The 14,604-nt window shown below is 66.3% G+C and carries 13 protein-coding genes; 2 read left to right on the forward strand and 11 right to left on the reverse strand.

From position 1 onward, the window contains the following. Positions 1-10: 10 nt before the first annotated feature. Complete coding sequence (locus QP045_RS04095) at positions 11-1,462, forward strand: efflux transporter outer membrane subunit (protein ID WP_422513686.1); 1,452 nt, start codon at positions 11-13, stop codon at positions 1,460-1,462. A gap of 10 nt (positions 1,463-1,472) precedes the next feature. Here the strand turns inward: QP045_RS04095 and QP045_RS04100 are convergent, their stop codons facing one another. Further along, complete coding sequence (locus QP045_RS04100) at positions 1,473-2,399, reverse strand: DUF808 domain-containing protein (protein ID WP_422513687.1); 927 nt, start codon at positions 2,397-2,399, stop codon at positions 1,473-1,475. A 184-nt stretch (positions 2,400-2,583) separates the two neighbouring features. On the opposite strand from QP045_RS04100, the gene QP045_RS04105 reads away from it, so the two are divergent. Then, complete coding sequence (locus tag QP045_RS04105; protein WP_422513874.1) at positions 2,584-3,918, forward strand: dicarboxylate/amino acid:cation symporter; 1,335 nt, start codon at positions 2,584-2,586, stop codon at positions 3,916-3,918. 34 nt (positions 3,919-3,952) lie between these two features. On the opposite strand, the gene QP045_RS04110 is transcribed toward QP045_RS04105, so the two are convergent. The 10 genes from QP045_RS04110 to frr all read right to left on the reverse strand — a co-directional run bounded on the left by QP045_RS04110 (position 3,953) and on the right by frr (position 14,603). Further along, complete coding sequence (locus QP045_RS04110) at positions 3,953-5,791, reverse strand: AsmA family protein (RefSeq protein ID WP_422513688.1); 1,839 nt, start codon at positions 5,789-5,791, stop codon at positions 3,953-3,955. A 135-nt stretch (positions 5,792-5,926) separates the two neighbouring features. Next, positions 5,927-6,157, reverse strand: coding sequence for a 50S ribosomal protein L31 (gene rpmE, locus QP045_RS04115; RefSeq protein ID WP_422513689.1), 231 nt, complete (start codon positions 6,155-6,157; stop codon positions 5,927-5,929). Positions 6,158-6,286: 129 nt separating this feature from the next. Continuing rightward, entirely contained in the window at positions 6,287-6,739 is a 453-nt protein-coding gene (gene fabZ, locus QP045_RS04120) for a 3-hydroxyacyl-ACP dehydratase FabZ (RefSeq protein ID WP_239435582.1), read from the reverse strand. A 20-nt stretch (positions 6,740-6,759) separates the two neighbouring features. Beyond that, complete coding sequence (locus QP045_RS04125) at positions 6,760-7,407, reverse strand: OmpH family outer membrane protein (RefSeq protein ID WP_422513690.1); 648 nt, start codon at positions 7,405-7,407, stop codon at positions 6,760-6,762. Continuing rightward, entirely contained in the window at positions 7,407-10,121 is a 2,715-nt protein-coding gene (gene bamA / locus QP045_RS04130) for an outer membrane protein assembly factor BamA (RefSeq protein WP_422513875.1), read from the reverse strand. The genes QP045_RS04125 and bamA overlap by 1 nt, the downstream gene beginning before the upstream one ends. Before the next feature lie 112 nt (positions 10,122-10,233). Next, entirely contained in the window at positions 10,234-11,367 is a 1,134-nt protein-coding gene (locus QP045_RS04135; protein ID WP_422513691.1) for a M50 family metallopeptidase, read from the reverse strand. Continuing rightward, positions 11,364-12,521, reverse strand: a complete 1,158-nt coding sequence (locus QP045_RS04140; protein WP_422513692.1) for a 1-deoxy-D-xylulose-5-phosphate reductoisomerase — start codon at positions 12,519-12,521, stop codon at positions 11,364-11,366. The genes QP045_RS04135 and QP045_RS04140 overlap by 4 nt, the downstream gene beginning before the upstream one ends. Beyond that, entirely contained in the window at positions 12,518-13,309 is a 792-nt protein-coding gene (locus QP045_RS04145) for a phosphatidate cytidylyltransferase (protein ID WP_422513693.1), read from the reverse strand. The genes QP045_RS04140 and QP045_RS04145 overlap by 4 nt, the downstream gene beginning before the upstream one ends. Continuing rightward, the gene (locus tag QP045_RS04150) at positions 13,306-13,998 is read right to left on the reverse strand and encodes an isoprenyl transferase (protein WP_422513694.1); all 693 of its coding nucleotides are present in this window, start codon (positions 13,996-13,998) and stop codon (positions 13,306-13,308) included. The genes QP045_RS04145 and QP045_RS04150 overlap by 4 nt, the downstream gene beginning before the upstream one ends. A 47-nt stretch (positions 13,999-14,045) precedes the next feature. Next, the gene (gene frr, locus QP045_RS04155; protein WP_422513695.1) at positions 14,046-14,603 is read right to left on the reverse strand and encodes a ribosome recycling factor; all 558 of its coding nucleotides are present in this window, start codon (positions 14,601-14,603) and stop codon (positions 14,046-14,048) included. Position 14,604 lies beyond the last annotated feature (1 nt).

The raw sequence follows: 14,604 nt of genomic DNA on the forward strand, positions 1-14,604 counted from the left end.
AGGCTCGCTCATGCGCACCCTGCCCCTTCTCGCCCTCACCCTGCCGCTTGCGGCATGCACCCTGGGCCCGGACTATGCCGGACCGCCGGCGGCGCCGTCCTCCGTCCCCGCCGGCGGGTTCGCGCGCGCCGGCAGCGGCGTGCAGGACACGGCACCTGCCGCCGCAAACTGGTGGACGAGCCTCAACGACCCACGCCTCGACGTGCTTCAACAGCGTGCGCTGGCGGCCAATCCGTCGATCGCCGTCGCCCAGGCCCGCGTTCGCCGGGCCCGCAGTGCGTTGCGACTGGAGCGCGCGAACCGGCTGCCAAACGGCAGCGCCAGCGGCAGCTATCTGCACGCGGAGCTGCCGGGGGTCGATCTCGGCTCCCTGACGGATGACTCAGGCGGAGAAAGCGGTGGCGGCGGCAGCGGCCTCGACTTCTTCAACCTGGGATTTGACGCGAGCTGGGAGGCCGACCTGTTCGGTCGCCAGCGTCGCACGGTCGAGGCGGCACGCGCGGCGGCGGAAGGAGCAGAGGCGAACCTTGCCGATGCGCAGGTGCAACTCACCGCCGAGGTCGCCCAGGCCTATGTCGCGCTTCGGGATCGACAGGCGCGGATTGCGCTATCCCAACGGTCTTCGGAGATGCAGCGCCGCATCCTGCAACTGACCGAACAGCGCTACGCCCAGGGGACGGTGTCGGCGCTCGACGTCGAGCGCCTGCGCCTTCAGGTCGAGAACACCGATGCCGAACTGGTGCCGTTGAACGCAGAGGTCGCGAGCTACCTGAACGCCCTGGCGGTGCTGGTAGGGGAAGCGCCGGGCGCCTTGGACGCCGAACTTCAGGCGCCTGCCCCAATCCCCTTGGTGCCGGCACAAGTCCGGGTCGGCGATCCAGCCGCCTTGCTACAGCGTCGCCCCGACATCCGGGCTGCGGAGCGGCAGCTGGCGTCGCGCACCGCGCGGATCGGCGTGGCGGAGGCAGCGCGTTTTCCGACCCTGAGCCTACAGGGGCTGATCGGGCTGGGCGGCACCTCCGTGGCCGACGTCGTCGATCCCGACAACCTCGTCGCACTCGCCACGCCGATGCTGCGCTGGAACTTCCTCGATTTCGGTCGCGGACGCGCGCGGGTCGAACAGACGCAGGGGGAACGCGACGAGGCGGAGGCGCAGTATCGCCAGGCCGTTCTCTCGGCATTGCGGGATGCAGAGGACGCGCTCGCCCGGTTCGGTGGCCGCCGCCAGACGCTCGTCAGCCTCGTTCGCGCGAAAGCATCGGCCGATCGCGCATCGGCGTTGATGCAGCAGCGCTACCAGGCAGGTACGGCCACGCTGATCGACACATTGGACGTGGAGCGGCAGCGGGTCGCGGCCGAGCAGCAGCTGTCGATGGCGACCGCCGGGCTCACCACGGACTATATTGCGCTTCAAAAGGCGCTGGGTCTGGGCTGGTCGGCGCCGGATCGCCCGGCGCCCTGACCTCCACGTCTTAGTGACGAACCTTGTGGAGCACGGTGGCGATCACCGCGCCGACTGCCAGGCCGAGCACGCCCGAGAGCAGCGCCGTTAGAAACCACGACACCACGCCACCCAGCGGCACGGCGTGGTGCACTGCTTCGGCCAGGTGATGGACGAACTCCGCCGGGGCCCCGAAGCCGAGCACTTCGCTACCGTGCAACAGGATGCCGCCTCCGACCCAGAGCATGGCGCCCGTACCGACGATCGACAGAACCTGCATCACACCGGGCATGCTCTTCACCATGCCCCTTCCGAGCGCGCGGACGCCGGAGGAAGAACGCTGGGCCAGGTGCAGGCCGATGTCATCGAGCTTCACAATCAGGCCGACGACACCATAGACGCCCGCAGTGATGGCCAGACCGACGACGATGAGCACCAGCGCCTGCGTCAGGATCGACGAGTCCGCCACATCCGCGAGGGCAATCGCCATGATCTCCGCCGACAGGATGAGGTCGGTGCGCACGGCGTCGCCGACCTTGGCCTTTTCGAGCGCCGCTGCGTCGACGAACTCGTCCCCGACGGGAGCAGCATCGTGATGTTCCCCCTTCAGCGCACCGATGATCTTCTCGGCACCCTCGAAGCAGAGGAAGGCGCCGCCCATCATCAGCAAGGGTGTGATCGCCCAGGGTGCGAATGCGCTGAGCAACAAGGCAGCCGGGAGCAGGATCAACAGTTTGTTGCGGACGGATCCCAGCGCGATCTTGCCGATGATCGGAAGCTCGCGCTGCGGGGTCAGGCCGGTGACATAGCGCGGCGTGACGGCAGCATCGTCGACCACGACACCCAGCGCCTTTGAACCCGCCTTGCCCGCTGCCGCCCCCACGTCATCCAGGGAGGCTGCCGCCAGTTTCGTGAGACCGGCAATGTCGTCGAGAAGCGCAACCAGTCCACCGGGCATGTGCTCACCTGTAGCATGAGGAACGGCGTGCCTTGCCGGGGAAGTCGAGCGCGCTCAAGCGTACGTTTACACGGACCGCCAATCATGATGATGGAAGACGGTGACTGCGGCCTTTTGGGCGCAGTTTTCGTCTGTGAAGGCCCGGCTGCTCGTGCAGGGGCACAAGCCTAGTAAGGAAGTCACCATGTTGCCGCTCCCTGCCCCCGGCGAGTCGATGCCGCTTCCAAATCGGTCCTGGTATCGGCACCTCTACTTGCAGGTGCTGGTCGCGATCTTTGCAGGCGTGACGCTGGGCCATTTCTATCCCGAGACCGGGGCCGCGATGAAGCCGCTGGGCGACGCCTTCATCAAGCTGGTGAAGATGATCATCGCGCCCGTGATCTTCCTGACGATCGTGACCGGGATCGCGGGCATGCGGGATCTGGGATCGGTCGGACGCGTAGCGGCAAAAGCGTTCGGTTACTTCCTGTTCTTCTCCACCTTCGCGTTGATCGTCGGGCTGATCGTCGCCAACGTCATCCGCCCGGGCGCCGGGATGGACATCGATCCTGCCACCCTGGATGCGTCCAAAGTCGCGGTCTACGCCGCCAAGGCGCACGAGACATCGCTGGTCGGCTTCCTGATGGCCATGATCCCCGAGACCATCCTCTCGGCAATGGTCCAGGACAACATCCTGCAGGTTCTTTTCGTATCGATCCTGTTCGGCGTCAGCCTGGCAATGGTTGGCGATCGGGTCGCGGGAGTGCTGGACCTGCTCAACCAGGTCTCCGTCGTGGTGTTCAAGCTGGTGGCGCTGTTGATGAAGGCGGCACCGATCGGCGCCTTCGGCGCGATGGCGTTCACCATCGGCGCTTATGGCGTAGGCACGCTTGCGAACCTCGCGCTCCTTGTCGGCACCTTTTATCTCACCTCCTTTCTGTTCGTCTTTGGCGTGCTGGGCATCGTTGCGCGGCTGTGCGGCTTTTCGATCGTCCGCCTGGTCGGATATCTCAAGACCGAGCTGCTGCTGGTGCTTGGCACTTCTTCTTCGGAAAGCGCGCTGCCGGCGTTGATCGAGAAGATGGAGCGCGCGGGCTGCCCGAAGACGATCGTCGGGCTGGTGGTGCCGACCGGCTACTCGTTCAACCTGGACGGAACCAACATCTACATGACCCTCGCCGCGCTGTTCATCGCGCAGGCGACCGGCGTGCATCTGTCGCTGGGGGAGCAGTTGCTGTTGCTGGGGGTCGCGATGTTGTCTTCCAAGGGTGCCGCGGGCGTGACCGGCGCGGGCTTCATCACCCTTGCGGCGACGCTTTCGATCGTACCGTCGGTGCCGGTCGCGGGCATGGCCCTGATCCTGGGCGTCGACCGCTTCATGAGCGAGTGCCGCAGCCTCACCAACTTCATCGGCAATGCGGTTGCGACGGTGGTCATCACCCGGTGGGAAGGCGCTCTCGACCGTGAGCGCTTTGACGCGGCGCTTCGCGGCGAGATGCCACGAGTGGATGCGCTTGAACCCGCTGCGGTGGCTCCCTGAACGTCACTCTCGCGTAATCCGGGTCAGACCGTCCTCAGCTTGAGAGGGCGCGCCGGGCCAGAGCCGCGCAGTCCGCGTCCGTCGCAAGCGGCGCCTGTTTCCCGGTGATCGCCTTCCCCACCATCTTGAGCACGCTGCCCACGGTCTTCACGCGGGGGGGCAATCCGATCTCCGGATCCTTGATCGTGCCGGTCACGCGCACCGGCGTGTCGAGCCGCAGCAGGCTATTGTGTTTGGGGGCGCCGGTGATCGCCAAGGCGACCGTTTCCGGGCCGAAGCGGACGGTGCCCGTCACCGCACTCTGACTGCGCGAGGTGTCGATCAGGATCGGATTGCCCCGCCCCAACCCGTCGCGAACGTCAAGACGCATTACCAGGCACCGCAGTGTCGCGCCCTTGTCCTCATCCGTCAGCGTGCCCCGGCCGACATCCAGACCGAGGAATGAGGCGAGTTTCGCCGGCATGGGGCCGTCGCGCGCTACCAGTCCGACGAAGCCGTTCGAATGCGAGACGGCTTCGCGCACCGTCGTGCCTGGACCGCGTAATCGCGCACGGGCCTGAAACTGGCCATCCATCGGCGCCGTCGGCACGAACGTCTTGAGCGTACTCCCATTCACATCAAGGTTCAGCGTGAGCGTGGGAACACGGGCTCCGTCCCGCTGGTCGACGACGGCTCGGCCGGTCATCCTTCCGCGCGACAGCGCGATCGACGCCGGCGACAGGGTCAGGCGGCCATGGTCCAGCGTAAGCGTGCCGCGGGCCGCCCGGAACGGGCTGGGCTGCTTCCATAGCAGGCGCTTCACGGTGAAGCGCAGTTCGCCATCCAGGTCCTGCATCTTCGAAAGGTCGATGCGGCTGTCGGGCACCACGCGCGGCCCTATACGGCGCTGCTTTGCCGCAGCACGCGCCTTGCCCTCGTTCGACGAAAGATCGTCGAAGTCGAGGGCGTCGGCCACCAGCTCGGCGTCGAGCTTCTTGCGGTTTCCTTCCTCCCACACCTTCACCTTGCCGGTGAAGCGGGAGCGGCCGATGGTACCGCCGACGTTCTGCACGTCCCAGCGATCATCCGCATGGCGGGCGTCTGCGGAGAGTTTCACCGGCTGGGTTCCGAACAATCCCGCCTCGATGATCGCATCCACCAGGCGCAGGTCGGACGCGCGCGTCTCGACATGGACCTGCATGTCCGACGTGTCGAAGACATGGGCCATGTCCCCGCGCGCCTCGAAGCGCAGATCGGGACCGTCGAGAAGCGCGTGGAACGGCCACCGCTTGCCCGGAGCTGACGGACCGCCGCGCAGGGTGGCACGCACCGCCGCACCGCGTACGGTGCCGCTGCCCGTCCCGGTCAGCGCGCTGCCAGGACGCGCCTCGACCCGCAGGGTGACGCTGCGATCCCGTTTGAAGTCGCGGTAGGTGACGAGCGTGTCGTGGACCGCGAGTTCCTCCAGGCGGGGTCCGCTGCCGGAGCTCTCCTTCTTCGGGCCATCCTTGGACCAGCTTTCCCGTCCATCGGCCGCACGAACGAGCGTGAACCGGCCGCCCGTGACGGTGATCGCCTGCGGAGAGATCCGCCCCACCAATACCGGGACGATGGGAAGGCGCATGCGGACTTCCCGGACGGAGGCGAGATCCCCGGTTCCTGCCCATGCCGCCTGGGGCACCCGCACGTCGCGCAACAGGATCGTGGGGGTAAAGGAGAAACGTTCGACCCGCTCCACACTGCCCAGCGTCACCGGGCGGCCGAACTGCGCGCTGAGACGCTCCGCGATCAGCCCGCGGGCGTGGTGTACGGGCAAGGCTCCAAGGACCAGCAGCAGGATGCACACGAGCACCGCCCCGCCGATCGCGAGCCGGACAAGGGCAGGACGCGTCATCTGCCTGCACAACCGCAACAGGCGACGTCGGTTCCAAGTCCCGTGTTTCGGACACACGAACGCCCGCCGGCTCTGCAGCCGACGGGCGTCGTATCTCGTGCGATCAAGCCGTAGGCGGGACCAGCCCGCCCGAGCTTACTTCTTGCCGAGCGTGAGGCCGCCGAAGCGCTTGTTGAAGCGTGCGACCTGGCCGCCGGCATCGAGCAGGCGCTGGTTGCCACCGGTCCATGCCGGGTGTGCCAGCGGATCGATGTCGAGCTGCATCGTGTCGCCTTCCTTGCCCCAGGTGGAGCGGGTTTCGAACACGGTCCCGTCGGTCATCTGCACCTTGATGGTGTGATACTCGGGGTGGATATCTTTCTTCATCGTCAGGCTCCTGTGAATGGCTGGTTTCCGACCAGCCGGAACGAAGGGCGCCCCCTACACGGACGAGCGGCCCGCCGCAAGCAGCAGGCCGCCCTGGAGGCGGAAAGTCAGGGGAAAGTCAGTCCAAGATCACGCCTTGGGCGGATCCGCGATCATCGCCGTGAACTCGCACTCGGTAGCCACTTCGCCGTCGAGCAGGGCCTTGCCGGCAAACTTGCAGACACGCGACCGCTTCTGAACGAACTCGACCTCCAGCTTGAGAAGCACACCCGGTTCCACCGGCTTGCGGAACTTCACGCCGTCGATCGACATGAAATAGACGAGCTTGCCCGAGCCCGCGAGGCCGAGGCTCTCGACCGCCAGCACGCCGGCTGCCTGTGCGAGGGCTTCGACCTGAAGCACGCCCGGCATGATCGGCCGCCCAGGGAAATGCCCCTGGAAGAACTCTTCGTTGATCGAGACTGCCTTGATCGCCGTGATGCGCTGATCGAGGACGAGTTCTTCAACCCGGTCGACCAGCAGCATCGGATAGCGGTGCGGCAGCGCCGCCATGACCCGCTTGATATCATAGGGTTGGGTCATGACCTCGTCTGCCGTCACGATCAGCGGCCCTTCGGCTTCGCCGCCGGAGCCGCCGGAGCAGCAGCTGCTGCCGGAGCAGCCTGCTGGCCACCCGGCTGCCAACCGGCCGGCGGGGTGATCTGCACGCTGGGGACCAGGCGGTTGAGCTCTGCGATCACATCGTTGGTGACCTGGGCCGCCGGCAGCGACTTCACAGTCGCGTCGGGCGGAATGATCACGGACAGGCGACGTGCGGCCATCACGCGGTCGAGCGCCGGCTCAAGCTGGCGAACGATCTGCTCGTTCACATAGGCCTGCGCCAGCTGGACCGGCTGAAGGATGCGGCCGAGCTCCTGCTGGGCAGTCTGCTCGCGCTGCTGGATGCCCTGATACTGGGTCTGAAGCGCCTGCTGGTTTGCGTTCGGCGCCGCACGTGCCGCCTCAAACGCGTCGACCTGCGGCTTCAGCTCGTTCTGGATCGCGGTGCGACGGGCGTTCGCCTGATCGATCTGCGCCTTATAGGTGGTCTGGATCTGCGTCATCGCGGTCGTGAACGCGTTGGAGCGGCGCACCGCTTCCTGGAGGTCCACGACGCCCAGGCCCTGGACCTGCGCGAAGGCAGGTGCGGCAACCGACGTCGCCGATACGGTAACGAGTGCGGCGAGCGCCGCCTTGGAGAAGCTACGCATCAGAATTGAGTCCCTACGTTGAAGGTAATGAGCTTGGTATCGTCGCCCTTCTGCTTGAGCAGCGCCTTGGCCACGTCGATGCGCAGCGGCCCGAACGGCGAGTTCCAGTTGACGCCGATGCCGACCGAGAGGCGCGGCTTGGGCGAGTCACCCAGGAACTGTTCGAGGAAGGGAGCAATCGTGTTGATCGCCGGGGTGTTGCTTTCGCCGCCAACGCACGTCCCGCCATAGGTAGCGGAGTAGCCCGTCGAGCAGGTGGTATAGCGCGTCGCCGGCGCGCCGTTCGTGCCGGTATAGGGGTTGAGGTACAACGGCTGCCCATCGGACGTCGTAATCGGCTGCGAACCCGGCAGGAGCGTGGGCGAGCCGTCCTTGTTGAACAGCGGCTGCCCGGCGGCGTCGGTGGCCTGGGTGAAGTCGAACGTCGGACGCGGCCGCTTCAGCCCGAACAACGCACCGAACTGGATGAAGACCGACGGACGCAGGCCAAGTTCGGCGATGCCGGAGCCGAGCGGCGGCTCAAGCTCGAGCTTGCCGAGGTAGTAGGCCTTGCCGCCCAGAGGATCGTCAAACTGGTTCTGGGTGGTGAGTTCCTGCGTGCCCGTGAACGGGTCGCCGGTGTAATTGGTGCGACGGATGCGCGGACCCACACCGCGGATGTCGAAGCCGCGGAACTGCGGCTCGCCCAGATAGAAGCGGTCGGTGATGCGAACCGGATCGACGCCCTCGCCGGGGCTCTTCTGCAGGGCATGGATGTAACCGCCCTCCAGGCCCGCCGACAGGATCCAGCCACCGAGGTTCCAGTATTTGTCACCGTCGAAGCGGCCACGGATGTAGCGGACGTCGCCCCCCAGACCGGCGAAATCCGCACCCAGCACGAGGCGCGAGCCGCGGCTCGGCCGCAGACGGCTGTTCAGGCTGTCGTAGATCAGCGAGGTGCCGATTGAGGAGGTGATGCGATTGCCGATGGCTTCGCAGAGGTAGCGGCCCGCCTTGAGCGGATCGCACTCGCCGTTGGTGTAATAGTTGCCGCGATCCAGCGTGACCTTGTCCTGCTGGAGCGTGTAGCGGCCCGACAGCTGCCAATATTCCGTCAGCGAGACGCCCGATACGAGCGAGCCACCGGTGGAAAGCTGCGAATAAAGCTCGTTCCGGTCGCGGTTGCTGCCGTAGAAATTGAACGAGTTGAAGTCGCGGCGGAACAGGGTGCCGCCGAGCGCGATGTTCTTGTCGAACAGATAGGGTTCGGTGAAGCCCAGCTCGACGGACTTCGAATAGCTGGAATAGCTGGCGCTGGCCTGGAGCGTCTGCCCCTTGCCGCGGAAGTTGTTCTGCCGGATCGACGCCTGAAGAATGAACTTTTCCAGGCTCGAGAAGCCGGCCGACAGCGACAGTTCGCCGGTCGACCGTTCCTCGACGTTCGCGGCGAGCACGACTCGGTCTGGAGCCGAACCCTGTTCCTGCTTGATCTCGAACTTGTCGGCGAAATAGCCGAGCGAGTTGATGCGGTCCTGCGAGCGCTTGACCAGGAACTGGTTGAAGGCGTCGCCCTCGGCAACACGCATTTCGCGGCGGATCACCTTGTCCTGCGTCTGCGTGTTCCCGGTGATGTCGATGCGCTCGACATAGGTCCGGTTCGCCTCGCCGATGAAGAAGTTGATCCCCATCGTCAGGTTTTCGCGGTCGCGCTGGAACTCGGGGCGCACGTCTGCGAACGCATAGCCGTAGAGGCCGGCATATTCGCTCAGGCGATCGATCGAGTCCTCGACGAGCTTGGCGTTGTACCAGTCGCCGCTCTTCATCGGCAGCGTCTTGGCGAGCTTTTCGCCGTCGAAATCGCGGATCGCGCTGTCGACCTTCACATCGCCGAACTTATAGCGCGGGCCTTCTTCCACCACATAGGTGATGATGAAGTCGCGCTTGTCGGGTGTGAGTTCCGCTACAGCGGAGATCACGCGGAAATCGGCGTAGCCCTGGGTCAGGTAATACTGGCGCAGCTTCTGCTGGTCGGCCGCGAGCCGGTCCTGGTCATAGCTGGTGGCCGAGCTGAACAGGCGGAAGGTGCGCGCCTGCTTCGTGTACATCTCCTTGCGGAGATCGGAATCCGAATAGACATCATTGCCGATGATGTTGATTTGACGGACCTTGCTCTTGGGTCCCTCGTTGATCTCGAACACCACGTCGACGCGGTTCTGGTCGAGCATGACCATCTGCGGCTCGACGGACGCGGCAAAGCGGCCCTGGCGGCGGTACAGCTCGATGATCCGCGCGACGTCGGCGCGGACGGCGGTGCGGGTGAAGATCTGCCGCGGCGCGAGCTTGATCTCCTTGACGATCTTGTCGTCCTTCAGCCGCTTGTTGCCTTCCAGCACCACGCGGTTGATGATCGGGTTCTCACGCACCACGACGACGATGTCGCCGGTCTCGACACCCTCGATCTGCGCGTCTGCGAGCAGGTCGGACGCGAGCAGATCGACGATCGCCTGGTCGAGGCTTTCGGTCGTGTAGGGCTGGCCCACGCGCAGCTTGGTATAGGACAGCACCGTGTCCGGCTCGATACGCTGCGAACCGCGCACCGTCAGCGAGCGGATGGTGCGGACCGGCGCCGACACGACCACCGGCGGAGTCGTGGGAGCTGCCTGTTCCGCACGGGCAGCGGGGGCGGCCGGCGTCGTCTGCGCCATTGCGACACCTGACAGCATCGTCCCTGCCATCAGCACGGTCGCGCGCACGCCGTAGTTGGAAACCTTCGTCACATCCCACCCCAGTCGGTAAGCCGTAAAACACACACGGCATGCGGATCGCGTCCGCCCTGCCCTAACCCGCTCACCCGATCAAGCCGGACAAGCCACGCCACAAACCGAGCGATCCCAGATCGTTCGCAGTCACCAGAAGCATGAGCGCCAAAATCGCCATCACCCCGCCGCGGAACGCCCACTCCACGACGCGCGGGTCCGTCGGCCGGCGGCGGATCGCCTCGATTGCATAGAACAAGAGATGCCCGCCATCCAGCATTGGAACTGGCAATAGATTGATGAACCCCAAGTTAATCGAAATAAGGGCCACCAAGAAGACGAAGGCCTGGGGGCCGAGAACCAGCTGCTCGCCAGAGGCGCGCGCGATGCTGATGGGGCCGCCGAGTTCCGACACCGGCCGACGGCCGCTGACGATCTGCCACAGCGTGTCGGTCATCATGCCCAGGATGGCGCCGGTCTGACGCACCGCTACCGCGGGTGCCTCCAGCACGCCGACGGGCTCCACGACCCGGCCTGCAGGGCCGATCCCGAGCTGGCCGAGGCGGAAGACGTTGCCGAAACGATCCTGCTCGCTGGTGGTGCCCAGCGTTACGGAGACGACCTGCTCCTGCCCATCACGGACAAGGCGGATGTCGCTGGTCTCGCCCGGGCGGATACGGGTGTATCGGGCGACATCGTCGAAGGTATCGATCGCGCGCCCGCCCATCGAGATGATGCGGTCACCGGGCTGGAGCCCAGCCTCGGCAGCCGCGCTTTGCGGCGCGACCACGCCGATCGTGGCCGGCGTGCGGCTTTCGCCATAGGCGAGCGCAAAGCCTGCCAGGATCAGGATTGCGATGACGAAATTCGTGACGGGTCCGGCAGCAACGATGATCGCGCGCTGCCATAGCGGCTTTGCCTGGAAGGTCCCGCTGCGCTCAGCCGCCGGCAGCGACATCCAGTCGGCAGAGGGCTGGCTTGCCGGGTTCATGTCCCCGGCAAAGCGGACATAGCCGCCCAGCGGCAGCCACCCGAATTTCCAGCGGGTGCCATGGCGGTCGGTGAAGCCGCCGATCTCCCGGCCGAAGCCGACGGAGAACGCCTCCACCTTCACCCCGAACCGCCGGCCCGCGAGATAGTGGCCAAGTTCGTGGAGGAAGACGAGCGGACCGAGCGCGAGCAGGAAAGCCAGCACACTCAGCAGGAAGCCCGGGCTCTCGATCAAACGACGCAGTCCTTCACACGCTCTCCGGCCAACCGCCGAGCCTCCGCATCGATGGCGAAGACCGCCTCAAGCGTGGCCGGAGACTCCGGATCGTAGCGATCCAGAGTATCCGCAACGATTGCGGCAATTTCGAGGAAACCGATAGCCCCCTGCAGGAAGGCCGCCACCGCGACTTCGTTCGCCGCGTTGAGGATCGCCGGACGCGCGCCGCCTGCCGTAAGGGCGGCACGCGCAAGCGCCAGCGCAGGAAAGCGAACCGGATCGGCGGGCTCGAAGTCGAGACGGCCGACCGCGGCCAGATCGAGCGGCGCGCACGGCGTCTCCATGCGATCCGGCCAGGCGAGCGTATGCGCGATCGGCGTGCGCATGTCGGGCGTACCCATCTGCGCCAGCACCGAGCCATCGACATATTCGACCATGGAATGGACCACCGACTGGCGATGGACGATCACATCAAGCTGCTCGGCCGCCACCGGGAAGAGGTGGAACGCTTCGATCAGCTCCAGCCCCTTGTTCATCATGGTGGCGGAGTCGACCGAGATCTTGGCGCCCATCGACCAGTTCGGATGGGCCACCGCCTGTGCTGGCGTGATCGCGCGCATCGCCTCCAAGCTGGTCTCCCGGAACGGGCCACCGCTGGCCGTCAGGACGATGCGGCGCACCCGCTCGGGCGCTGCGAAGTCAAAGCACTGGAAGACGGCGTTATGTTCGGAATCGACGGGCAGCAGCGTCGCGCCATGGGTGCGCGCGGCGGCCGTAGCGACCTCCCCTGCGGAGACCAGTGCCTCCTTGTTGGCGAGGGCAACCGTGCCACCGGCCTTGAGCGCGGCCATCACGGGACGCAAGCCAGCGGTCCCCACGATCGCGGCCATGGTCCAGTCGGCACCCATCGTTGCAGCCTCTGCTACCGCGTCGGGACCCGCGGCGGCTTCGACGCCGGACCCTGCCAGGGCGTCGCGCAACGCATCAAGGCACCCCGGATCGGCAACCACGGCACGTTGGGCGCGCGTGCGAATGGCGGCTTCGGCGAGCTTCTTAACGTCGCGGTTGGCGGTGAGTGCCAGCACCTCGAACGCATCAGGCGCGCGCGCGATCAGGTCCAGCGTAGAGGTGCCGATCGACCCCGTCGCGCCCAGAATGGTAACAGTTTTCATGTGGTGATCTTCGCCAACTCAACCATCAGCGCAGCAGCCGGCGCCACCGGCACAAGGCCGTCGAGCCGGTCGAGCACGCCGCCATGGCCCGGGAGGATGTTGCCCGAGTCCTTGACCCCGGCGCGGCGTTTGAGCTGGCTCTCATACAGATCGCCCATCTGGGCCAACACCGCCAGCAGCGGCGTCGCCAGCGCTAGGTGAAGCGGGAGGCCCTGGGTCTGCAGAACGGCGCCGAAGAACGTCGCGGCGATCACGCCGCCGATCAATCCGGCCCAGGTCTTGTTCGGGCTGATCGTCGGCGCGAGCTTCGGGCCGCCGATGGAGCGGCCGGCGAAATAGGCGCCGATGTCGCATGCCCAGACGAGTGCCATCGCCCAGAAGCTCAGCAGCAGCCCCTGCTCCTGATTGCGGAGCAGCACCAGCGCGAGCACGGGCAAGCCGACATAGAGGATGCCATGGGCGAGCCCCGGTCGACGCGTGACGATAACGACGAAGAACGCTGAACCGGCGATCAGGCCGAGCGCCAGAAACCCGGCGCCAGCGGCAATCGGCGCCATGATCGCAACCGGCACGAACAGCGCAAACTGCGCCAGGCGCTTGTCCTTGTAGGGGACGCCCTGGAGGTCCGCCCATTCCGCCATCATGAACAACGCGGCCACCGCGATCAGCAGCCAGTACAGGAACCCGCCGGCGTAGACGGCAACGCCGGCAACGCCGATCATCGCGACGCCGGCAACTGCGCGAATGCCCAGATCAGAGCGCCGCTGGGGCGCCGGCGCGTCGGTCACAGACCACCGAAGCGGCGTTGCCGCTGGCCGAACTGCGCGACTGCATCGGCCAGGGCGTCCGCACCGAAATCGGGCCAGAGCGTGTCGACGAACAGAAGCTCGGCATAAGCCGCCTGCCACAGCAGGAAGTTCGACAGCCGGACCTCACCGGAAGTCCGGATCATCAGGTCGAGCGGCGGCAGTGCACGCGTCGTGAGCGCGCTCTCGATCGCGGCTTCGTCGATCGCCTCGACCGGGATCTCGCCGTCCCGAACGCGCACGGCGAGCTGACGCGCGGCGGCAACAATCTCTGCCTGCGCGCCATAGTTCAGCGCGATCGCCAGCTGGGAGCCGCTATTATGCGCCGTCCGCGCGACCGCATCCTCGATCAGCCGGACGAGATCCGGCGACAGCCGCCGCCAGTCGCCGATGATGTGGAGCTGGACGTTCTCGCGGGCAAGCTCGTCGATCTCGCTGCGCAGGAAGTGGCGCAGCAGGCCCATGAGGTCGCTGACCTCTTCTTCGGGCCGGCGCCAGTTTTCCGACGAGAAGGCGTAGAGGGTGAGCGCCTCGATGCCCAGTTCGCGCGCAGCACGGGCGGTTCGGCGCACCGCCTCCACGCCCTGGCGATGGCCGGCGATACGCGGCAGCCGCCGGGCTTTCGCCCAGCGACCGTTTCCGTCCATGATGATCGCGACGTGACGGGGCATCGCAGCGCCCGTCCCCCCCGATGTCGGAACCGGGGCTGCAAGCGGCCTCACTTGCCCAGGATTTCCTTTTCCTTGGCAGTGGCGGCAGCGTCGATGTCCGCGACCGTCGCGTCCGTGAGCTTCTGCACCTCGGTCTCGTGACGCTTGCGCTCGTCCTCCGAGATGACGCCCTTCTTCTCGTCGGTCTTCAGGCTGTCCATGCCGTCGCGACGGACGTTGCGGACAGCAATGCGAGCCTTTTCAGCATATTGGCCGGCGAGCTTCGCAAGTTCCTTGCGGCGATCTTCGGTCAAATCCGGGATCGGCAGACGCAGCGTCTGGCCGTCCACGATGGGGTTGAGGCCCAGGCCCGCCGAGCGGATCGCCTTGTCAGCCGGGCCGACGTTGGACTTGTCCCACACCTGGACCGAAAGCATCCGCGGCTCCGGTGCCGAAACGGTCGCGACCTGATTCAGCGGCATGTGCGCGCCATAGACTTCGACGGTGACGGGGTCGAGCAGCGAAACGGAGGCGCGGCCGGTCCGCAGACCGCCCAGATCGCCCTTCAGCGCTTCTACGGCGCCGGCCATCCGGCGTTCGAGATCGGCCTTGTCATATGCAGCCATG

The organism is Sphingomonas sp. 3-13AW (genome assembly GCF_049311085.1).
Lineage (GTDB): Bacteria > Pseudomonadota > Alphaproteobacteria > Sphingomonadales > Sphingomonadaceae > Sphingomonas.